This window comes from Klebsiella sp. BDA134-6 (assembly GCF_015601345.1).
Classification (GTDB): domain Bacteria; phylum Pseudomonadota; class Gammaproteobacteria; order Enterobacterales; family Enterobacteriaceae; genus Klebsiella; species Klebsiella grimontii.
Window position 1 is genome coordinate 5,443,850 of the sequence record NZ_CP064784.1, and the last position, 21,464, is coordinate 5,465,313.

The window sequence follows — 21,464 nt, forward strand, 5'->3', positions numbered from 1 at the left end:
TGCGGCATTATTTCAGGTCAGACTGAACCTGATGCAGCGGTTTTGCCCACGGGTTTTTCGCCTGTACATCTGCTGGCAGCGTAGCAACAGCACGTTTCGCTTCATCTTTCGAAGCGTAAATGCCGCTCACCAGGACATACCAGGGCTGACCATTACGCGTAGTCTCATAGACAACATATTTTTCCAGCTTCTCTTTCTTCGCCCAACTGTTGAGGTTGTTGTAGTTAGAAGAGCTGCTGAGCTGCAGCGTGTAGTGACCGGACGGCGCAGACTTCATCGAACTGACGTCACCAGAGCTTTTACCCGCAGCAGCCGTTGCTGCCGGAGCGGCAGCGGCAGTTGCTGCGGGCGCGGTGGTCGCAGCAGGCGCGGTAGTCGCGGCTGGTTTGGTCTGGGCCGTTGCAGCAGGCTTAGTCGGCTGCGCTGCTGCCGGCGTCGTGGTCGCGACGTTCTCTACACGCTTAGGCTGGACCGGAGCCGATTTCGGCTGGGTCGACGCTTTCGCCGTGGCCTGCGGTTTCGGTTCGATAACCGTATGCTTACGCTCAGCCGGGCGCGGTGCTGTTGCCGTCTGACGCTCTGTCGTCGCCTGACGTGGGGCAGTGGCGCCATTGCGCACCGGCGCAACGGTAGCAGGCTCAGTTGGCAAAGTAGAATTCGCTACCGCGCTATCAATCTGACCCTGCTGCTGGGTCAGCGCATTATTCAGATCGCCCTGAACCTCAACGCGCTGCTGCCCTTGTGGTTCAGCCGTAGCCTGACCTTGAGTCGGGTTAGAGGCGATAGGCGGCAGAGAAACATCCTGCGGCTGCGCGCTGTTAGCCGCTGATGAATCCTGAGCAACAGGCTGAGTATTATTATTGTCCTGCTCACCGGAGAGGTTGATGCTCTTCTCACCGGAAGCCGTTTGCTCGTTGGATGAGGATGGTGATTTCAGCGCGGAACCCACGCCAACAATCAGCAGCAGCAGAACGAGGATCCCCACGCCCATCATGATGTATTGACGAGAGGCTGGTTTCGCAGGCGCCTTCTTACGCTTACGAGGACGACGCTCAACCTGACGCTCTTCGTCATCGCCTTCGTCAGACTCTACCTCTTCTTCGTACTCTTCATACTGTTCTTCGTCGCGCTCACGGCGTGCTTTGCTGCCGCGCGTCGGGCGACCATCGTCAGCATCATCAAGATCGACATCATCAAAATTGATTTGCGGATCGGCATCACGCTCTGAAGACTGACGAGAACGACCAGTACGACGATCGCTGCGATCGGCTTTCATATCGTCTTCTGGTTTTAATTCATCCATTTAACACCCCACTAAAAGGCTTATGCTCACGACTATTGCACATCACCCGAAATGATAACGCCGCGCGAACGCGGCCAGACCTTCTTATTGTTGCGCCTGCTGAGTATCAGCAATCGCGCCAAGAACAACATCATGCGGTACTCCGCCGCGTATCTCGCTCTTCCCTATCGCGAGGGGTAGCACCAGCCGCATCTCGCCTGCCAGCACCTTTTTATCACGCATCATGTGGGGCAAATACGCCTCTGCTGCCATCGCCTGCGGCCCGCATACCGGCAAACCAGCACGCTGCAACAGATGAATAATTCGCTGCGTATCCTGCGGATCAAAGCGCCCCAAACGCTCGGACGCATGCGCCGCCATCACCATACCGGCCGCGACAGCTTCACCATGCAACCAGTTACCGTAGCCCATTTCAGCTTCGATAGCATGACCAAAAGTATGGCCAAGATTGAGTAAAGCACGTAACCCGGTTTCGCGCTCGTCGGCGGCGACAACTTCCGCTTTCAGCTCACAACAGCGACGGATACAGTACGCCATTGCGGTTTCATCCAGCGCCATCAATGCATCAATGTTATTTTCCAGCCAGTCGAAGAATTCGCCGTCAAGAATAACGCCGTACTTGATCACTTCAGCCAGGCCGGAAGAGAGCTCACGCTTCGGCAGCGTTTTGAGACAGTTGAGATCGACAACAACAGATACGGGCTGCCAGAAGGCGCCAATCATGTTTTTACCGAGAGGATGGTTGACGGCCGTTTTGCCGCCGACCGAAGAATCCACCTGCGACAGCAGAGTGGTCGGAACCTGAATAAAGCGCACGCCACGCTGGTAGCTGGCCGCTGCAAATCCCGTTAAATCACCAATTACCCCACCGCCGAGCGCCACTAACGTGGTGTCGCGGCCGTGTGGTTTTTGCAATAGCGCGGTAAAAACGGTATCCATCACCGCCAGGCTTTTATACTGCTCGCCGTCGGGAAGAATCACGCTATCGACTTTTACTCCCGCTTGCTCAAGTGCGGAGCGTACGGTATCCAGATAAAGCGGCGCCAGCGTCTCATTGGTGACCAGCATAACCTGGTCGCCTGATTTCAGTGGCAGGAAGGAAGCTGGATCGTTAAACAAACCAGCCGCGATGGTAATCGGGTAACTACGTTCCCCGAGGGTTACAGTAAGCCTCTCCATAACGCGACGTCCACCTCAGTTGCTTTTACTCTGACGCACTTTATTAAGCCAGAATCAGTTGCTTTCCAGCATATGAATAATCTGGTTTGCTACCACTTTCGCGCTTTGATCGTCAGTACGGATAGTGACATCAGCAATCTCTTCGTACAGCGGATTACGCTCATCCGCCAACGCTTCCAGTACTTCGCGAGGCGGCGCATCAACTTGTAGCAAAGGACGCTTTTTATCGCGCTGCGTACGGGCAAGCTGCTTTTCGATAGTTGTTTCCAGGTAGACCACCACGCCGCGGGCGGAGAGACGGTTACGCGTTTCACGGGATTTTACAGAGCCACCGCCGGTTGCCAGCACGATTCCCTGTTTTTCCGTCAACTCATTGATAATTTTTTCTTCACGGTCGCGGAAGCCGTCTTCGCCTTCTACATCAAAGACCCAACCCACATCTGCGCCAGTGCGTTTCTCAATTTCTTGATCGGAATCGTAAAATTCCATGTTGAGCTGTTGGGCTAACTGGCGCCCAATAGTGCTTTTGCCGGCACCCATAGGCCCAACCAGAAAGATATTGCGTTTCTCTGCCATTTTTTCGGTACTACTAAGACTATTCGTTAATGGTAAACCCGCTTCGCAGACACCCAGCGCAGCAGGACATGAACTGAAACCTCATATGCAATAGAGCGAGAGTCAGACTAAAAATTATCTCAATACTCCGGCTGGTTTGGCAACAGAATAAATCACCGGACAAGAAAGGGAGGATTGATGTCGTACCCGACTCTCAAATCGGTACCCCTTGTATGCTAAATCCGTCCTCACGTCAAACACCTGAAACGTGTTTAGCAAGAAAAACCCGCTTAATGCACTGCCAGAATACGTGGAGTAATGAAGACAACCAGTTCACGTCGTTCGTTATCCTTACCGTCACGGCGAAACAACTGGCCAAGCCAGGGGATATCGCCAAGAAGAGGAATACCATCGCGAGACGTTTTATTTTTTTGCGCAAAGATACCGCCTAACGCCAGAGTCTCTCCGCTTTTCACCTCAACCTGCGTTTCTATTTCTTGTTTATCGATAGCCAGCGCTTCGCCATTTTCCTGTTTGAGCACCTGGCCCGGCGTATTTTCACTAATCCTGAGTTTTAAACGCACGCGATCGTGATATAGCACCGTCGGCGTAACCTCCATCCCCAGCACCGCCTCTTTAAATTCAACGGAGGTCGCGCCGCTTTCGCCGCTGGAGACCTGATAGGGTATCTCGCTGCCCTGCTTAATGCTGGCGGGCTGCATATGTGAAGCCAGCAGCCGGGGACTGGCGATGATGTCCACCTGCTGCTTCTGCTCAAGTGCGGAAAGCTCCAGCTCCAGGAGCCGCCCGCTGATGCGGCCGATGTTAAACCCGGCCCTCGTACTGGCATCCCCTACCGCCAGGTTACTGCTCAAGGTCGTCAGTTTACCGGATCCCGGTGGGCTGCTGGCGTCCGCCAGATTCCACTTAACGCCCAGTTCGCGCAGGCTGGTTTCGCTCATTGAGACAATATGCGCCGCCAGCTCAACCTGACCGACGGGCACATCCATCTCCTGAACCCATGCCCTTAACGCCGGGAGGTGCCTGGCGTCATCGCGAATCAACAGGCGATTGGTTCGCTTATCGACCATCAGATACCCGCGAGCACTCAGCAGTTTTTCGCCTACTTTGGCCAGATCCTCTGCATCAGCATATCGCAGGCTCATGCTATGCCCCTGTAGAGGGAGATTCTGTAGACGCTTTGCTCTCTCCGCCTCAAGCTGTGCCTGCTGCGCCTTTTGCCAGGCCTGAGTATGCACGTACAGTACCGAGCCTTGTTGGGTCACGGTCAGACCGGCGCTATCGATAACCGATCGCAACGCCTGCTGCCACGGCACCTCCTTAAGCTGCAAAGATACCGTTCCGCTGACGTCCGGCGCCACCACGAGATTTTTTTGCTTTAGCTCCGCCAGCGTTTGCAGTACCTGGGTCACCGGCGCATCATCGACGACCAGCGATACGGGAAGATCTTTTTTTGCCGCGACCGCCACCAGCGGCAGGAGCAGAAACAGCAGGCTTATCCATCGCATCATTCTTTATTCCCTTTCGCAGCCAGACCCACTGTGCGGGTTCACACCCCGCGCCGATTGATATAGCCATTTTGTCAGATGTCAGAAGCGTGACCCGCCAGCCTGTAGGCAGCGTCTCCGCATCCCTCACGCGGCGCCATTTCCCGGCACTATCCTGCAGGATGCCAATCAACTCTCGCGGATCGCCTATCGCCCCACCGTAGCGCCATTGGCTAAGCTGTACCGTTCGGCAGCTATCGACCGGAGGCTGGAAGGGATCGCGTTCCGCAGCCAGCAGCGGCAGAGGAAACAGCAGTAAACACCACCCTTTACGGCGCATCTTCCGCCTCCAGTTGCAGGGTAAGCCGTAGAGCCTGATTGCCCGGCTGAATTGAGAAAGCCGTGGCCCGCATCCCGCAGCGGGCTAGCCAGGAAAAAAGCGCCGGTACTGCTTGCCAGTCAACCGCCAGCTGCATCTCGCCACCGCGCCCTATCGGCCGCCAGTCCATAAGCGCAGCGCCCGTCACCGGGAGGTCAATGGGAGAGAAAGCCTGGGTTTGTTGCTCCTCAATATCAACGTTTTGTAGCGCAGCCCGCAGCGGCAACAGTTTGCGCCACTGCGCTTGTATGCGCAGCGTGCCGGCCCCGTTAGTGTCTGGGTGAGGGAGCCGCAGTAGCCATCCCCAGGATCCGGCAATGAGAACCAGAACGACAGGTATTGTTACCAGGCTTTTGCGCCCCGTCAGCCAGCGTTCAATCTCAACCCGCATTGTCTTCCTCTCCGGCCATGGAAAAGTGAAATAACCAGCGTCCTTCACCGTCGCGGTGCGTTTCACCCGCCCTGGGGGGGCGCAAGCCGGGCAGGCGCCCCAGCGCCTTTTCCAGCGCGGATAACCCCTTAAGATTTAACGTTAACCCGCTCAGCCACAGAGTATTCTGGCGGTATTCCAACTGAGTTAACCAGGCGTGTTCCGGCATAAGCGCCGCTATCGCCTGCAACCTTGACTGCCACGCGGCGGTTTTCTCCCGCCGAAGAACGCGCAGACGTTGTTGTTCCTGCTGCTGTAGCCGCTGGCGCATGGCTCGCTCACGCTGCTGCAAGGCGGTATAAAGCTGGTCTTCAGCGCTAATCCTCGCGGTTTCAAGCAAATGGCCGACCCGTTGGTTGAGCTGTGAAGTGAAGAACGCCGCCAGCAGCATAAGCAGCAGACCAACAATCAGCAGCCCCGCCATCTGCAGACGTTGCCGTCGACGCGTTTCGCGCCAGGGAAGGAAGTTGACAATATGGCTCATGACTGACGCGCTCCCAGCGCCAGGCCGAGGGCAACGGTAAAGCTATCGCCACATGCCGGGAGCGGCGGCTGCAGGCGGTGGATGGCGCTCCAGGCGTCAAAATTCCGTCCGTCGGGCGATGCGGAGGCGCAGAGGCGAAACGTACCGCCGTTCACCCGGGATACCAGGTTTGGAAAAGAAGGAGCGTCGCTGCACGGACAGCATCCCCAGCTGTCAGAGGTGGCCCAAAGCCAGCTCGCTTCGTCACGCCAGGCCAGCCCCTGAACGTCATCCGGTTGCCAGGGGAGAAAGGCGCTAAGCGCGCTGGCATCCGGAACAATCCCCACCACCCTCAGCTTGAGTCGACTTGCCAGGCGGCACAGAAGGTTAACGTCCAACCGCTGCGCGGCGGTAACTCGCCAGCCATCGACCGCTCCGGTTTCCGCATAATCGACGCATAGTGACGATGCGGGCATTTCCAGCTGCTGCGCCATCGCGCTGGCAATCCAGGTCGCCTGTTCGCTTTCTCTTAATGAAATCTGCGGGCGCGGGAGCTGCTTTTGCAGGGTTCGCGCCGCCGGAAAGGCGATACAGACCTGATGGTGCAAAGGCAGCTCCCGCCGCCAGCTTTGCAGCTGGCGGGCCAGCGATTCAACATCCACCACCATTCCCTGCCGCACGGTACCGGGCATGAGCGGGATGCTCCACCAGCGGCGTAGCGCCCAGCGTGAGCGCTCATGTAATAACGCGACAATAGCAATGTGGTCCTGCTGGATATGCATTCCTACGCGCCAGTTTCTAAACGCCATGCTTACGATCTCCTTATCCGCCGATATGCTTCGCTATATCAATGCTCCAGGCTTGCCTTTATACTACTGCGCGTTTGTTTATAAACTGCCCAATGAAAACTAAATGAGAAATCTCCGGTGAAGTTCGTAAAGTATCTTTTTATCCTTGCAGTATGTTGCGTACTGCTGGGAGCAGGCTCGATTTTTGGTCTCTATAAATATATAGAGCCGCAGCTCCCCGACGTCGCAACCCTGAAGGATGTGCGCCTGCAGATCCCTATGCAGGTCTATAGCGCGGATGGCGAGCTGATTGCGCAATATGGCGAGAAACGCCGTATTCCCGTCACGCTACAGCAAATGCCGCCAGAGCTGATAAAAGCGTTTATCGCCACCGAAGACAGCCGTTTTTATGAGCATCATGGCGTTGACCCGGTCGGGATTTTCCGCGCCGCCAGCGTCGCGATGTTCTCAGGCCACGCCTCGCAGGGCGCCAGTACGATTACTCAACAGCTGGCGCGCAACTTCTTCCTGAGCCCAGAAAAGACGTTGATGCGTAAGGTAAAAGAGGCCTTCCTCGCGATCCGCATCGAGCAGTTGCTCAATAAAGATGAAATCCTTGAGCTGTACCTGAACAAAATCTATCTTGGCTACCGCGCCTACGGCGTCGGCGCGGCCGCGCAGGTCTATTTCGGGAAATCCGTCGACCAGCTAACGCTGAGTGAAATGGCGGTCATTGCGGGCCTGCCTAAAGCGCCGTCGACGTTTAACCCGCTCTACTCCATGGATCGCGCAACCGCCCGCCGCAACGTTGTTCTCTCACGGATGCTGAGCGAAGGCTACATCACGCAGGCGCAGTACGATCAGGCGCGTAGCCAGACGATTGACGCCAGCTACCATACGCCGGAAATCGCCTTCTCCTCCCCGTACCTCAGCGAAATGGTGCGCCAGGAAATGGTCGGCCGCTACGGTGAGCAGGCTTATGAAGACGGTTATCGCGTCTACACCACCATTACCCGTAAAAATCAGCAGTCGGCCCAGGAGGCCGTGCGTAAAAACGTGCTGGATTACGACATGCGCCACGGCTATCGCGGCCCGGAAAAGGTGCTATGGAAAGTGGGTGAAACGCCGTGGGATAACCAGAAAATCCTCGATACGCTGAAAAAAACCCCGAATACCGGACCGCTCTCGCCGGCGGTCATCACGTCGGCAAATCCGCAGGAAGCCGTCGCGCTAATGAGCAACGGAACCTCAGTGTCGCTGAATATGGAAGGCGTCCGCTGGGCGCGTCGGTTTATCTCTGATACCCAGCAGGGTGCCACGCCGCGTAAAGTGAACGATGTGGTGCAGACCGGGCAACAGGTCTGGGTACGTCAGGTGGGTAGTAGCTGGTGGCTGTCGCAGGTGCCGGATGTCAACTCGGCGCTGGTCTCGATCAACCCGCAAAACGGAGCGATCATTGCGCTGGTCGGCGGCTTCGATTTCAACCAGAGCAAGTTCAACCGTGCGACACAGGCGCTGCGCCAGGTCGGTTCTAACATTAAGCCGTTCCTCTACACTGCTGCGATGGATAAAGGCTTAACGCTGGCGAGCATGCTCAACGATGTGCCGATTTCCCGCTGGGATGCCGGCTCCGGCTCCGACTGGCGCCCCAAAAACTCACCGCCGCAGTATGCGGGCCCTATCCGCCTGCGTCAGGGGCTGGGTCAATCAAAGAACGTGGTGATGGTTCGCGCGATGCGGGCCATGGGCGTGGACTACGCGGCTGAGTATCTCCAGCGTTTTGGCTTCCCGGCGCAGAACATCGTGCGGACCGAATCGCTGGCGCTGGGTTCAGCGTCTTTCACCCCGCTTCAGGTTGCTCGCGGTTATTCGGTGATGGCTAACGGCGGTTTCCTTGTGAGCCCTTATTTCATCAGCAAAATCGAGAACGATCAGGGCGGCGTCATTTTTGAAGAACGGCCAAAAGTTGCCTGCCCACAGTGCGATATTCCGGTGATTTACGGCGATACGCCGAAGTCTGATGTGCTGGAGAATAAAGACGTTGAGGACGTCGCCACCTCACAGGACCCGCAAAACCCCGGCGTTCCACCACAACCGCAACTTGCGCAGGCGAACCAGTCCCTGGTGGCGCAAAGCGGCGCTCCGGAGTACGCGCCGCACGTGATCAACACGCCGCTGGCGTTCCTGATTAAAAGCGCCCTGAACACCAACATCTTCGGCGAACCGGGCTGGATGGGTACCGGCTGGCGGGCAGGCCGCGACCTGCAGCGTCACGATATCGGTGGCAAAACCGGGACCACCAACAGTTCAAAAGATGCGTGGTTCTCAGGCTATGGTCCTGGCGTCGTAACGTCGGTATGGATTGGCTTTGATGACCACCGCCGCGATCTGGGCCGTACCACCGCCTCCGGAGCAATAAAAGATCAGATATCCGGCTATGAAGGCGGCGCTAAAAGTGCCCAACCGGCCTGGGATGACTTTATGAAAAGGGTGCTGGAAGGCGTACCGGAAGAGCCGCTAACGCCGCCGCCGGGTATTATTACGGTGAACATCGACCGCAGCACCGGCCAGTTGGCCAGCGGCGGTAACAGCCGCGCCGAGTACTTTATTGACGGCACGCAGCCTACCCAACAGGCGGTTCATGAAGTCGGCACCACCATTACCGATGGCGGGGGCGAGACCCACGAACTGTTCTGACAAAAAAAGCGCCTGCGGGCGCTTTTTTTATCTGGGAGAGGCGCTACAGCCGCCCCTGCGCCTGCAGCCACTCGCGCAGCAGGAAAAGCGCGCTAACGTTACGCGCTTCGTTGAAATCTTCTTCCTCGAGCAGCGTCATCAGCTGCGACAGCGGCCAGCGCACCTGCGGCAGCGGCTCGGGCTCATCGCCGGGCAACGACTCCGGATAAAGGTCTTCCGCCACCAGGATATTCATCTTGCTGGAGAAGTAGGACGGAGCCATGCTTAGTTTTTTCAAAAACGTCAGCTTTTGCGCGCCAAACCCAACCTCTTCTTTCAGCTCGCGGTTGGCGGCTTCCAGTACGCTTTCGCCTGGATCGATCAGGCCTTTTGAAAAGCCCAGCTCATAGGACTCCGTACCAACGGCATATTCGCGAATCAGGATTATATGGTCATCGACAATCGGCACAATCATCACGGCTTCACGGGTAGAAGGCCGCATCCGTTCATACACGCGGCGCACGCCGTTGCTGAACTCAAGGTCCACGCTTTCAACATTAAAAAGGCGCGAGCGCGCGACTGTTTCAACATTGAGAATGGTGGGTTTTTGTAATGATTTGCTCATTGTCATCGGTCTATGCTGTGATTACAGCGGTCATTGTGCGATACGCAGCACGGTTTCGGCAATCCTAATCACCACTAATTTACATAGTTGCAACTTTTTCGCCTTGCGCCCGGGTATCACAAAGACTAAAAAGTCAATAGGTTGAATAGTATTTGAGAATATACTGATTCCTGGATTTTAACGCTTTTGATAAGGTTGTATGCTGCTGCATTACATAATAGATTTTCCCGCGTTGACGTAATTAAGTGCCGATTTCGACGGCTGTTTTACCTCTATTGATGAATGGCAACCGACGATACCAGTAAGAAAAGAATAACTATGATGGGATGGGCATGGGCACCTTTCTGATATTTTTGTTAGCTCTGCTGATCTGCGCATTGCTTATCGGGTGGTGGTATCGCACGCATGCAAGACGTCGTCGCCTGCCGCTGCTGCACGCCTTTAGCGATGCCGCGACGCGCAAGCTTTCCGATGAAGAGCGCAGCGCAGTAGAAAAATACCTCGAAAGCCTCAGCCGTAACCAGCAGTTGCCAGCGTCTGGCGCCAGCACCGCGCCGGTCAACCTGACGCTGAACGAACAGAGCGGTACCGTGTATAGCGTCACCCGCGCCATTACGCGCTACGGCATCACCACCGATGACCTCAACAAATGGCGCTACTTCCTTGATTCAGTGGAAATTCATCTGCCCCCCTTCTGGGAGCAACATATCAACGATGAAAACAGCGTCGAGTTAATCTCCACCGATAGCCTGCCGCTGGTGATTGCTCTGAATGGGCAAACGCTCAGCGACTATCCTCAGGAATCCCGGGGGTTTGCGCTTGAAAAAGCCGCGGTGCCTCAGGCATCCATCCGCGGGGAAGAGAGCGAGCAAATTGAGCTGCTAAACATCCGCCCGGAAACGCCAGAAGAGCATGCGCTTAGCCGCCCTGACGGCCTTCGCGAAGCCATTCTGGTGGTTGCCGCCTTCCTGCTGTTTTATTGCAGCCTGATAACCCCGAACGTTTTTTCGCCCTGGCTGCTGGGCGGCGGGTTACTCCTGCTGCTGGCAGGCGTATGGGGGATCTACGCTCCCCCGCGTAAAACATCGCTGCGGGAAATTCACTGTCTGCGCGGCATGCCGAAACGCTGGGGGTTGTTTGGCGAAAATAACCAGGAACATATCAATAATATTTCCCTCGGCATTATCGACCTTATCTACCCGCGCCACTGGCAACCGTGGATTGCGCAGGACCTCGGCCAGCAAACGGATATCGACATCTACCTCAGCCGCCACGTTGTCCGCCAGGGCCGCTTCCTGTCGCTGCATGATGAGGTCAAAAACTTCCCGCTTCAGTACTGGCTCCGCAGCGCGATTATCGCCCTCGGCGCGCTGCTGATCGTCGTGATGCTGTGGGCCAGCGTACCGCTGAATATGCCCTTTAAATTCACCCTTTCATGGCTCAAGGGCGCGCAAACTATCGAAGCCACGACGGTTGCCCAGCTGGAGAAGTCAAAGATTCGCATCGGCGACACGCTGCGCCTGAAAGGCACAGGAATGTGCAACATCCACTCGCCGGGCGCCTGGACGGCAAAAGAGAACTCGCCGTTTATGCCGTTCGATTGTTCACAAATCGTCTGGAATGATGCCCCTCCCCTGCCGCTGCCGGAGTCAGATATCGTCAGTAAGGCCACCGCCCTGATGCAGACCGTCCAGCGCCAGCTCCATCCCGAATCCGATGACGATTCGCGCGTCAGCCCGGCGCTACGTTCCGCCATTCAGAAGTCAGGCATGGTGCTACTGGATGATTTTGGCGATATCGTCACAAAAACCAACGACCTGTGCTCTGCGAAAGACGATTGCGTTCGTTTGAAGAATGCGCTGGTTAACCTCGGTAATACCCGCAACTGGGAAGCCCTGACCAAACGCGCCAGCGCGGGCAAACTGGACGGCGTCAACGTCCTGTTACGCCCGGTAAGCGCGGAATCGCTGGAGAACCTGGTCACCACCTCCACCGCGCCGTTCATCAGCCGTGAAACCTCGCGCGCGGCTCAGGCGCTGAATAGCCCGGCACCCGGCGGTTTCCTGATTGCCAGCGATGAAGGCAGCGACCTGGTAAATCAGCCGTGGCCAGGCACCGGTTTATATGATTTCCCTGCTCACCAGCAGTGGAGCGAACTGCAGCGTCTGGCAGGCATGCTAATGCACACGCCGTTCCAGGCAGAAGGCATCGTCACCAATCTTTACACCGATGCCAACGGCACGCAGCATATCAACCTGCATCGTATTCCTGACCGCTCCGGGCTGTGGCGCTACCTTGGCACAACGCTGCTGCTGCTGACCATGCTGGGCTGTTCGGCGTATCACGGTATCCAGGCTTTTCGTCGCTATCAGCGCCATCGCCAGCGTCAGGAAGAGATCCAGAAATACTACGAAAGCTGCCTGAATCCGGTTCTGCTTTCCTCACCCGACCCGCAAGAATAATTCTCTACGCGACGGGGTGTGATACCCTGTCGCGCAATTTCCCCCCTCGCTGGAGACTGACCATGCATTTTGATATCGCCTGGCAAGAGGTTGATACCGTTCTGCTGGATATGGACGGTACGCTGCTCGACCTCGCCTTCGACAACTACTTCTGGCAAAAACTGGTTCCGGAAACCTGGGGCGCCGCGCGGGGGCTCAACCTGCAGGAAGCCAGAGACGCGATGCGCCAGGAGTATCATGCGGTACAACATACGCTAAACTGGTACTGCCTGGACTACTGGAGCGAGCGTCTGGGTTTGGATATTTGTGCGATGACCAGCGAGCAGGGGCCAAGGGCCGCGCTGCGTGAAGATACCGTGCCGTTCCTTGAGGCGCTTAAAACCAGCGGCAAACGGCGGATTTTGCTGACCAATGCCCACCCGCATAATCTGGCGGTGAAGCTAAAGCATACCGGTCTGGACGCGCACCTTGATTTATTGCTTTCCACCCACACATTTGGTTATCCGAAAGAGGATCAGCGGCTGTGGCACGCAGTGGCTGAAGAAACCGGCTTCGACGCGCGCAATACGCTGTTCGTCGACGATAACGAGGCGATTCTGGACGCGGCGGCGGAGTACGGCATCCGCTATTGCCTGGGTATCACCAACCCCGACTCCGGGCTGGCGGAAAAAAGCTACGCTCGCCATCCTGGGTTGAACGACTACCGGCATCTGATCCCCTCGCTGACCCTACAGGAGAGGCCATGAAAGAAAAACCCGTCGAAGCCGTCAGGCTGGACAAATGGCTGTGGGCAGCCCGCATTTATAAAACCCGAGCGCTGGCGCGCGAGATGATTGAAGGCGGCAAAGTGCACTATAACGGGCAGCGCAGTAAGCCTGGCAAAGTGGTCGAGCTGAACGCGACCCTGATGCTCCGCCAGGGCAATGACGAACGCACCATTGTGGTAAAAGGCATTACCGAACAGCGCAGGCCCGCCAGTGAAGCCGTCGCGCTTTATGAAGAGACGGCTGAGAGCATCGAGAAACGCGAGAAAGTGGCGCTGGCGCGGAAAATGAACGCCCTAACCATGCCGCATCCCGACAGGCGACCGGATAAGAAAGAGCGCCGCGACCTGATGAGATTTAAACACGGCGATAGTGAATAACTGTGGCCCGCAAGAGAGATGATTATGACTCAACACGATCAATTACACCGCTATCTGTTTGAAAACTATGCCGTACGCGGTGAGCTGGTAACAGTTTCAGAAACTTTAGAACAGATTCTGACCAACCATAGCTACCCGCAGCCGGTGAAAACCTTGCTGGCGGAACTGCTGGTCGCTACCAGCCTGCTGACCGCCACGCTGAAGTTCGCGGGCGATATTACCGTTCAGCTGCAGGGCGATGGCCCGCTGTCGCTGGCGGTGATCAACGGCAACAACCAGCAGCAGATGCGCGGTGTCGCCCGCACCCAGGGCGAGATCCCGGAAGGGGCGGACCTGAAAACCATGGTCGGTAATGGTTATCTGGTCATTACCATCTCTCCGGAAGAGGGCGAGCGCTATCAGGGCGTGGTTGGTCTTGAAGGCGATACGCTGGCGGCCTGCCTCGAAGATTACTTCCAGCGCTCTGAACAGCTGCCAACCCGACTGATCATCCGTAGCGGTGAACACGAAGGTAAACCAATGGCCGGCGGCATGCTGCTGCAGGTTCTGCCGGCGCAGGACGCGCAGGCGGCTGATTTCGAACATCTGAGCACCCTGACCGAAACCATCAAAGCTGAAGAGCTGTTTACCCTGCCCGCGAACGATGTGCTCTGGCGCCTGTATCACGAAGAAGAAGTCACCGTTTACGAGCCGCAGGGCGTTGAGTTTAAATGCACCTGCTCTCGCGAGCGCTGCGCCGGCGCGCTGAAAACGCTGCCGGATGAGGAGATCGATAGCATCCTGGCCGACGAAGGAGAAATCGATATGCACTGCGACTATTGCGGTAATCATTACATCTTTAATGCGATGGATATTGCCGAAATTCGTAACAACGCCTCCCCGGCCGATCCGCAAATCCACTAATCCCCACTCTGTCAGGCGCGGTTTTCCTCCTCGCGCCTGACGTCAACGATTTTTCTTCGCGTGGTGAATCGATTCCCCATGAAAGAGTTACGTAATTTTCTTTCAGGTAAGCGATTACATTCACATTTCAACAGTTTTTTTAATTACTTTTTAACCATTAAGAAACATCTACCCCCACTGTAGCCCTAATTCCTGAGATAATCCCCTACGCCTCGTGACAGGAGTCACAACGTTTTTCGTAAGTCCGCCGTTTGTCGAGATACGTAAATCTATGAGCCTGGTCGCGGTCTATACCCCGTAATAAACCCTACAATTTAAAGCAGTACATATTGGCTAAGGAGCAGTGACATGCGCGTTAATAATGGTTTAACCCCGCAGGATCTCAAGGCTTATGGTATCAATGACGTCCAGGATATCGTCCATAACCCCAGTTACGATACATTGTATCAGGAAGAGCTCGCCCCCAATCTGGAAGGTTATGAACGTGGCGTATTAACAAATCTTGGTGCAATCGCCGTAGATACCGGTATTTTTACCGGCCGTTCTCCAAAAGATAAGTATATCGTTCGTGACGACACCACCCGCGATACCGTGTGGTGGGCCGATAAAGGCAAAGGTAAGAACGACAACAAGCCGCTTTCTGAGGAAACGTGGCAGCACCTGAAGGGGCTGGTGACCCGCCAGCTCTCCGGCAAGCGCCTGTTTATCGTTGACGCCTTCTGCGGCGCCAATGCCGACACCCGCCTGAGCGTCCGCTTTATTACCGAAGTCGCCTGGCAGGCGCATTTCGTGAAAAACATGTTTATTCGCCCAAGCGAGGAAGAGCTGGCAAACTTCAAGCCGGATTTCATCGTGATGAACGGCGCTAAGTGCACCAACCCGCAGTGGAAAGAACAGGGCCTGAACTCCGAAAACTTCGTTGCGTTCAACCTGACCGAGCGCATCCAGCTTATCGGCGGAACCTGGTACGGCGGCGAAATGAAAAAAGGGATGTTCTCGATCATGAACTACCTGCTGCCGCTGAAGGGCATCGCTTCCATGCACTGCTCCGCCAACGTCGGGGAAAAAGAGGATGTCGCTATCTTCTTCGGCCTTTCCGGTACCGGCAAGACCACCCTCTCTACCGATCCGAAACGCCGCCTGATTGGCGATGACGAACACGGCTGGGATGACGACGGGGTATTCAACTTCGAAGGCGGCTGCTACGCCAAGACCATTAAGCTATCCGAAGCCGCAGAGCCGGATATCTACCATGCGATTCGCCGCGATGCGCTGCTGGAGAATGTGGTCGTGCTGGCTGACGGCACCATCGATTTTAACGACGGTTCAAAGACCGAAAACACCCGCGTCTCTTATCCGATCAATCATATCGAGAACATCGTTAAGCCCATCTCCAAAGCCGGTCATGCCACCAAGGTTATCTTCCTCACCGCTGACGCCTTTGGCGTTCTGCCGCCGGTTTCTCGTCTGACCGCCGACCAGACCCAGTACCACTTCCTGTCTGGCTTCACCGCCAAGCTGGCCGGTACCGAGCGCGGCGTCACGGAGCCGACGCCAACCTTCTCCGCCTGCTTTGGCGCCGCCTTCCTGTCTCTGCACCCAACGCAGTACGCAGAAGTGCTAGTGAAACGCATGCAGGCTTCCGGCGCCCAGGCCTATCTGGTCAACACCGGCTGGAACGGTACCGGCAAACGTATCTCGATCAAAGATACTCGCGCCATTATCGATGCGATTCTTGATGGTTCACTGGACAATGCCGAAACCTTCACTCTGCCGATGTTTGAGCTGCAGATCCCGACCGAGCTGCCGGGGGTGGATACCCATATCCTCGACCCGCGCAACACCTACGGCTCGCCAGAGCAGTGGCAGGAAAAAGCGGAGCAGCTGGCGAAGCTATTCATCGAGAACTTTGAGAAATACACCGATACACCAGCAGGCGCTGCGCTAGTAGCCGCTGGGCCGAAACGCTAAAGAGAATAAAAAGCCGGGAATCGCTTCCCGGCTTTTTTGGCTTACATCAGGCTTGCTTCTTCTTACTCGCCGCCTTGCGCCGCTTATCCAGATCCTTAATCAGCTTATTTACCTGCTCATCGGCAAACATCGCCTCAAGCGTAGTGGAAAGCTTACGACGCCAGTTTGGATACTCGGTGCTGGTCCCGGGAATATTGACCGGCTCAGCCATCACCAGCCAATCTTCCGGCTGCAGGCCCAGCAGCGCGCTGTTGCTGTCGGCGATATAGCGCTGCATTCCGCGATTCAGGGTTGGCGTCATCGCCATCAGCGACGCTTTATGTCCGGTACGCTTTGGCAGACAGCCATAGCGGTGCAGAGCATCCAGCAGCCCCTGCTTCGCCAGCTCGCGATCCTGATACAGTCCACGTAATACCACCTCATCCGGATACAGGCCGAGTGATTTACCCAGCGTCAGGTCGCCGCTTTCCCAGTAGCCGCGCAACGTTGGCAGGTCATGCGTCGTTGCCACAGCCATTGATTGCTCCGGATACGCCTTCGGCGCACGGAAAGTCTTTTCGTGGTCATTTTCGAAATAGAGCACTTTGTAGGAGTAAACGCCGCTTTTACGCAGCTTGCCGACGATCTCAACCGGTACGGTTCCCAGATCCTCGCCGATCACCATACAGCGATGACGCTTACTCTCCAGCGCCAGAATCGACAAAAGATCGTCTACCGGATACTGCACATAGGCGCCGTGATCGGCCGTCTCGCCGTAAGGGATCCACCACAAACGCAGCACCGACATGACATGATCGATGCGTAGCGCCCCGCAGTTTTGCATATTCGCGCGCAGCAGCTCGACGAAAGGCTCATAGGCGCGCGCCACCATGATATGCGGATCCATCGGCGGCAGACCCCAGTTTTGCCCCAGCGGGCCCAGGATATCCGGGGGCGCGCCGACGGAGGCTTTCAGGCAGTACAGCTCGCGATCGCACCAGGTTTCCGCCCCGCCTTCCGCAACGCCCACCGCCAGGTCGCGATACAGGCCGATCGGCATGGCGTCGTTTTGGCTGGTATGCCAGCACTCGGCAAACTGGGTATAAGCGAGCCACTGCAGCCACAGGTAAAAATTCACCTCATCGGCATGTTCGGTGCAGAACGTTTTAACCTCCGGGCTATCGGTATCCTGATAAGCCTTCGGCCACGCGGGCCAGCCCCAGCGCATCGGGTCCTGTTGCACCTGCCAGGCATGCAGCGCGTCAAACGCCGCCTGCCAGTACAGGCTGTCGCCCTCGCGGGTGACAAACTGGCGAAACTCCGCCATCGCCTCATCGTTGCGCGCAGAAAAACCTTTCCAGGCCATGCGCAGCGCGGTGAGCTTAAGGGCGGTCACGGCGGTATAGTCAACGTCATCGGTCTGGCGCGCGGCCTGTAAAGTCTGCTGCGTAGCCGGTGATTGCCACCATTTCTGCGCCTCTTTGCTATGACGGAAATCCTCTACCGCATTGACGTCAATATAGATAACGTTGAGCCAGCGGCGCGAAGAGGGGCTGTACGGACTGGCGCTCTCCGGGTTAGCCGGATAGAGCGCGTGAATCGGGTTAAGTCCGATAAACGAGCCACCCCGGCGGGCGATTTCCGGCAGCATCGCGCGTAAATCGCCGAAGTCGCCAATCCCCCAGTTCTTCTCCGAGCGCAGCGTATACAGTTGCACGCAGGTTCCCCACAGTTTCTGGCCATCCTTCAGCGCCTGCGGTTCGTAGCAGCGCGCGGGCGCGACGATCGCCCGGCAGTGCCAGCGATCGCCGTCCTGAGTCAGCGTGAGCGTATGATACCCTTCCGGTAATCTTGCCGGCAGCGGCAGCGTTTCACCGCCGCGCGCCTGGCCCTGATACTGTTTCCCTTCTTCGGTAGTGAGGATCCAGTGAAACTCCCCCTGGCCCGCTACCGGCAGAGACATCTTTTTGCCGTGGGTGAACACCTGCACCGCTGGCAGTGGGTTAACCACCGCCTTCGGGGTGATGGTGGTACGATGCATCGCATCAAGCAGCCGCTGCTTGGTGGCCGCAGCAATGGACTGCGGCTTACCGTGCGCGTTGATATAGCTTGGGCTTATTCCCGCCGCCAGGGCTGCGTTATCAAGGCGTTTAGTCTCCATAGGCCTGTCCTTAGCGTTTTGCCTGCCAGATACGTTGCTGATAATCGCGAATCGAGCGGTCGGAGCTGAACATGCCGCAGCGCGCGGTATTCAGAATCGTCGCGCGCGTCCAGGCTTCCTGGTCGCGATACAGCTCATCAACCTGCTTCTGCGCCGCCACGTAGGCTTCAAAATCTGCCAGCACCAGGTACGGGTCGCCGCCTTTCAGCAGGCTGTGCAGCATCTGGTCGAAAGCATGCTTATCGCCATCGCTGTATTTACCGCTCTCCAGCTCTTTTAGCACCGCGTCCAGCAGCTTATCTTTCTTACGCCATTTCAGCGGATCGTAGCCTTTGGCCTTCAGCGCTTTCACTTCTTCCACGGTATGACCGAAGATAAAAATGTTTTCTTCGCCTACCTGCTCAGCGATTTCCACGTTCGCTCCATCCAGGGTTCCCACGGTCAGCGCGCCGTTCAGCGCCAGCTTCATGTTGCCGGTACCGGAGGCCTCTTTACCCGCCGTTGAGATCTGCTCGGAGACATCCGCCGCCGGGATCAGCATTTCCGCCGCCGAGACGCAGTAATCCGGCAGGAATACCACTTTCAGCTTATCGCCGACCAGCGGATCGTTGTTGATCGCGGCGGCAACCTTATTGATCGCCCAGATAATATTCTTCGCCAGATAGTAGCCCGGCGCCGCTTTCGCGCCGAACAGGAACACGCGCGGTACGCGGTCCGCCTGCGGGTTCTCGCGAATTTCTTTGTACTGCGCAAGAATATTCAGCAGGTTCAGGTGCTGGCGTTTGTACTCGTGCAGGCGCTTGATCTGGATATCGAAAATCGCCTGCGGATTAATCTCGATACCGGTACGCCGCTTCACAAACTCCGCCAGACGAACTTTGTTAGCCAGCTTAATGTCGCGATACATCTGACGGAACTTAGCGTCATCGGCATATTTTTCGAGGTTGATCAGCTGGTCGAGATCGTTGGCCCACTCTTTCTTCAGGGTTTTATCCAGCAGCGCGGCCAGAGCCGGGTTGCACTGTTTGATCCAGCGGCGCGGGGTAATGCCGTTGGTGACGTTATGGAATTTATTCGGCCACAGCTGGTGATATTCCGGGAACAGATCTTTCACCACCAGGTCGGAGTGCAGCGCGGCAACGCCATTAACCGCAAAGCCGCTCACCACGCACATGTTCGCCATGCGAACCTGTTTATCGTGCACCACCGCCAGTTTCGCCCACACCTGCTTATCGCCCGGCCAGGTTTTATCCACCAGCGTTTTAAAGCGGTCATTAATCTGTTTGATGATCTGCATGTGGCGCGGCAGAAGCGCTTTCACCAGCTTCTCATCCCAGCACTCCAGCGCTTCCGGCATCAGGGTGTGGTTGGTATACGCGAAGGTGTTGCTGGTAATTGCCCAGGCGTCGTCCCAGCTCAGCTGATGCTCATCAATCAGCACGCGCAGCAGTTCCGGAATCGCAATCGTCGGGTGAGTATCGTTAAGCTGGATGACTTCATAATCCGCCAGCTCCGCCAGCTTGCGGCCCGCCAGATGATGGCGACGCAGAATATCGGCAACCGAACAGGCGCACTGGAAGTACTGCTGCATCAGACGCAGTTTTTTACCCGCCTGATGGTTATCGTTCGGGTAGAGAACTTTCGTCAGTTTTTCGGCGTCAATGCCCTGCTGTTCGGCACGCAGGAAATCGCCATCGTTGAATTTGGTCAGGTTAAACGGATGCGCGTGCTTAGCCTGCCACAGGCGCAGCGGCTGAGCCACGTTGTTACGGTAGCCCAGCACCGGCAGATCCCAGGCTTCGCCGGTAATCACGAATGCCGGTACCCACTCACCACTTTTGGTCACTTTACCGCCGAGGCCAACCTGCACGTCCAGCGCTTCGTTGTGGCGGAACCACGGGTAGCTATTACGCCCCCAGTCATCCGGCGCTTCCATCTGCTGGCCATCAGCGAAAGATTGGCGGAACAGGCCGTACTGGTAGTTCAGGCCGTAGCCGGTCGCCGATTGTCCCACAGTGGCCATAGAATCAAGGAAACATGCCGCCAGACGACCGAGGCCGCCGTTGCCCAGGCCCGGGTCGATTTCCTCTTCCAGCAGGTCGGTCAGGTTAACGTCATGCGCCTGAAGCTCATCGCTGACCTGCTGATACCAGCCAAGGTTAAGCAGGTTGTTGCCGGTCAGGCGACCAATCAAAAACTCCATGGAGATATAGTTTACGTGGCGCTGCCCTTCGGCCGCTTGCGCTACCGGCTGAGCCGACAACAGCTCGGACAGCGCGCCGCTTACGGCGCGCCACCACTGACGCTGGGTCATCTCGGAAGCGGACTGTAAACCAAAATGCTGCCACTGACGCGTCAGTGCAGCCTGAAACTGAGCTTTGTTAAAAGAAGTCTGTGACATAAGTAATCCGGGTCCTTTACTAAAACGTTAGCGTTAGTGTGCCGACCTCCCGGAGTCACGTCCTCATCCCGCCAGGGATTAGCCGGGGAGGAGTAGCAGGGATGAGCGAAAAGTGTGATCGTGGCCACTATTACGTTAGCTTACCGGCAAAAATTATGCTGCAAAATTCGCCACGCCGGAACCACAAATCGGCCTGCTTACCGCGCTAAATTTTGTTACAAGCCAGGACGATAAAAGCGGGCAAAACATCGATTTGTAAATATTGCCAAATAAAAGTAAATATCTGCAGAATAAACGGACTGTAATGCAGAAATAGCTCAAAAAGATGACTTATAAGATTTCACTGATAATATTTCATTAAAAACAAACAGCTACTAATTTTGTAATAAAAGATTAGCTTATCGTGCCTAAAACTTCCGCAATCCCAATAACCGCGCGCGCTGCCGCGCATTTATATGAATTTCTCTCACTATGCAAATTTGTGACATAGAGCAAATTCAAGAGCATAAAACTCGGACATAACTTGCAATAAAATTC

The 21,464-nt window shown here is 56.3% G+C and carries 17 protein-coding genes; 6 read left to right on the forward strand and 11 right to left on the reverse strand.

All coding sequences use genetic code 11. The features are described from left to right. Positions 1 to 7: 7 nt before the first annotated feature. The 8 genes from damX to IYV58_RS25395 all read right to left on the reverse strand — a co-directional run bounded on the left by damX (position 8) and on the right by IYV58_RS25395 (position 6,626). Positions 8 to 1,303: a cell division protein DamX gene (gene damX / locus IYV58_RS25360; RefSeq protein ID WP_049114528.1), complete on the reverse strand. Its 1,296-nt coding sequence runs from the start codon at positions 1,301 to 1,303 to the stop codon at positions 8 to 10. Positions 1,304 to 1,387: 84 nt separating this feature from the next. Continuing rightward, positions 1,388 to 2,482, reverse strand: coding sequence for a 3-dehydroquinate synthase (gene aroB / locus IYV58_RS25365; RefSeq protein ID WP_049114529.1), 1,095 nt, complete (start codon positions 2,480 to 2,482; stop codon positions 1,388 to 1,390). 54 nt (positions 2,483 to 2,536) lie between these two features. After that, entirely contained in the window at positions 2,537 to 3,058 is a 522-nt protein-coding gene (aroK, locus tag IYV58_RS25370; RefSeq protein WP_004106441.1) for a shikimate kinase AroK, read from the reverse strand. Between the two features lie 269 nt (positions 3,059 to 3,327). After that, on the reverse strand, positions 3,328 to 4,569 hold the full coding sequence (gene hofQ, locus IYV58_RS25375) for a DNA uptake porin HofQ (RefSeq protein ID WP_049123093.1): 1,242 nt from the start codon (positions 4,567 to 4,569) through the stop codon (positions 3,328 to 3,330). Continuing rightward, positions 4,478 to 4,885, reverse strand: a complete 408-nt coding sequence (locus IYV58_RS25380) for a HofP DNA utilization family protein (RefSeq protein ID WP_195729317.1) — start codon at positions 4,883 to 4,885, stop codon at positions 4,478 to 4,480. The genes hofQ and IYV58_RS25380 overlap by 92 nt, the downstream gene beginning before the upstream one ends. Beyond that, complete coding sequence (locus IYV58_RS25385; protein ID WP_112165937.1) at positions 4,875 to 5,315, reverse strand: HofO family protein; 441 nt, start codon at positions 5,313 to 5,315, stop codon at positions 4,875 to 4,877. Before IYV58_RS25385 ends, IYV58_RS25380 begins: the two co-directional genes overlap by 11 nt. Then, positions 5,305 to 5,838, reverse strand: coding sequence for a PilN domain-containing protein (locus tag IYV58_RS25390; protein WP_049115501.1), 534 nt, complete (start codon positions 5,836 to 5,838; stop codon positions 5,305 to 5,307). Before IYV58_RS25390 ends, IYV58_RS25385 begins: the two co-directional genes overlap by 11 nt. After that, on the reverse strand, positions 5,835 to 6,626 hold the full coding sequence (locus IYV58_RS25395) for a type IV pilus biogenesis protein PilM (protein WP_049115499.1): 792 nt from the start codon (positions 6,624 to 6,626) through the stop codon (positions 5,835 to 5,837). Before IYV58_RS25395 ends, IYV58_RS25390 begins: the two co-directional genes overlap by 4 nt. A 117-nt stretch (positions 6,627 to 6,743) precedes the next feature. Between IYV58_RS25395 and mrcA the strand changes: the two genes are divergently transcribed. After that, complete coding sequence (gene mrcA, locus IYV58_RS25400) at positions 6,744 to 9,302, forward strand: peptidoglycan glycosyltransferase/peptidoglycan DD-transpeptidase MrcA (RefSeq protein WP_049115497.1); 2,559 nt, start codon at positions 6,744 to 6,746, stop codon at positions 9,300 to 9,302. A 43-nt stretch (positions 9,303 to 9,345) separates the two neighbouring features. Here the strand turns inward: mrcA and nudE are convergent, their stop codons facing one another. Further along, the gene (gene nudE, locus IYV58_RS25405; protein WP_004126053.1) at positions 9,346 to 9,906 is read right to left on the reverse strand and encodes an ADP compounds hydrolase NudE; all 561 of its coding nucleotides are present in this window, start codon (positions 9,904 to 9,906) and stop codon (positions 9,346 to 9,348) included. A gap of 332 nt (positions 9,907 to 10,238) precedes the next feature. On the opposite strand from nudE, the gene IYV58_RS25410 reads away from it, so the two are divergent. From IYV58_RS25410 to pckA, 5 genes are all read left to right on the forward strand, one after another. After that, positions 10,239 to 12,368: an intracellular growth attenuator family protein gene (locus tag IYV58_RS25410; protein ID WP_049115495.1), complete on the forward strand. Its 2,130-nt coding sequence runs from the start codon at positions 10,239 to 10,241 to the stop codon at positions 12,366 to 12,368. 62 nt (positions 12,369 to 12,430) lie between these two features. Continuing rightward, complete coding sequence (gene yrfG, locus IYV58_RS25415) at positions 12,431 to 13,114, forward strand: GMP/IMP nucleotidase (RefSeq protein ID WP_004126058.1); 684 nt, start codon at positions 12,431 to 12,433, stop codon at positions 13,112 to 13,114. After that, positions 13,111 to 13,512, forward strand: coding sequence for a ribosome-associated heat shock protein Hsp15 (gene hslR / locus IYV58_RS25420; protein ID WP_004126060.1), 402 nt, complete (start codon positions 13,111 to 13,113; stop codon positions 13,510 to 13,512). The genes yrfG and hslR overlap by 4 nt, the downstream gene beginning before the upstream one ends. Positions 13,513 to 13,530: 18 nt before the next feature. After that, positions 13,531 to 14,415, forward strand: a complete 885-nt coding sequence (hslO, locus tag IYV58_RS25425; RefSeq protein WP_162626051.1) for an Hsp33 family molecular chaperone HslO — start codon at positions 13,531 to 13,533, stop codon at positions 14,413 to 14,415. 348 nt (positions 14,416 to 14,763) lie between these two features. Then, positions 14,764 to 16,386 carry a phosphoenolpyruvate carboxykinase (ATP) gene (gene pckA, locus IYV58_RS25430; protein ID WP_004126067.1) on the forward strand — a complete coding sequence of 541 codons (1,623 nt, stop codon included), beginning with the start codon at positions 14,764 to 14,766 and terminating at the stop codon, positions 16,384 to 16,386. Positions 16,387 to 16,432: 46 nt separating this feature from the next. On the opposite strand, the gene malQ is transcribed toward pckA, so the two are convergent. Together malQ and malP are read right to left on the reverse strand one after the other, a co-directional pair. Then, positions 16,433 to 18,526 carry a 4-alpha-glucanotransferase gene (gene malQ / locus IYV58_RS25435; RefSeq protein ID WP_142481450.1) on the reverse strand — a complete coding sequence of 698 codons (2,094 nt, stop codon included), beginning with the start codon at positions 18,524 to 18,526 and terminating at the stop codon, positions 16,433 to 16,435. Positions 18,527 to 18,536: 10 nt separating this feature from the next. Further along, positions 18,537 to 20,927, reverse strand: a complete 2,391-nt coding sequence (gene malP / locus IYV58_RS25440; protein ID WP_049115490.1) for a maltodextrin phosphorylase — start codon at positions 20,925 to 20,927, stop codon at positions 18,537 to 18,539. Positions 20,928 to 21,464 lie beyond the last annotated feature (537 nt).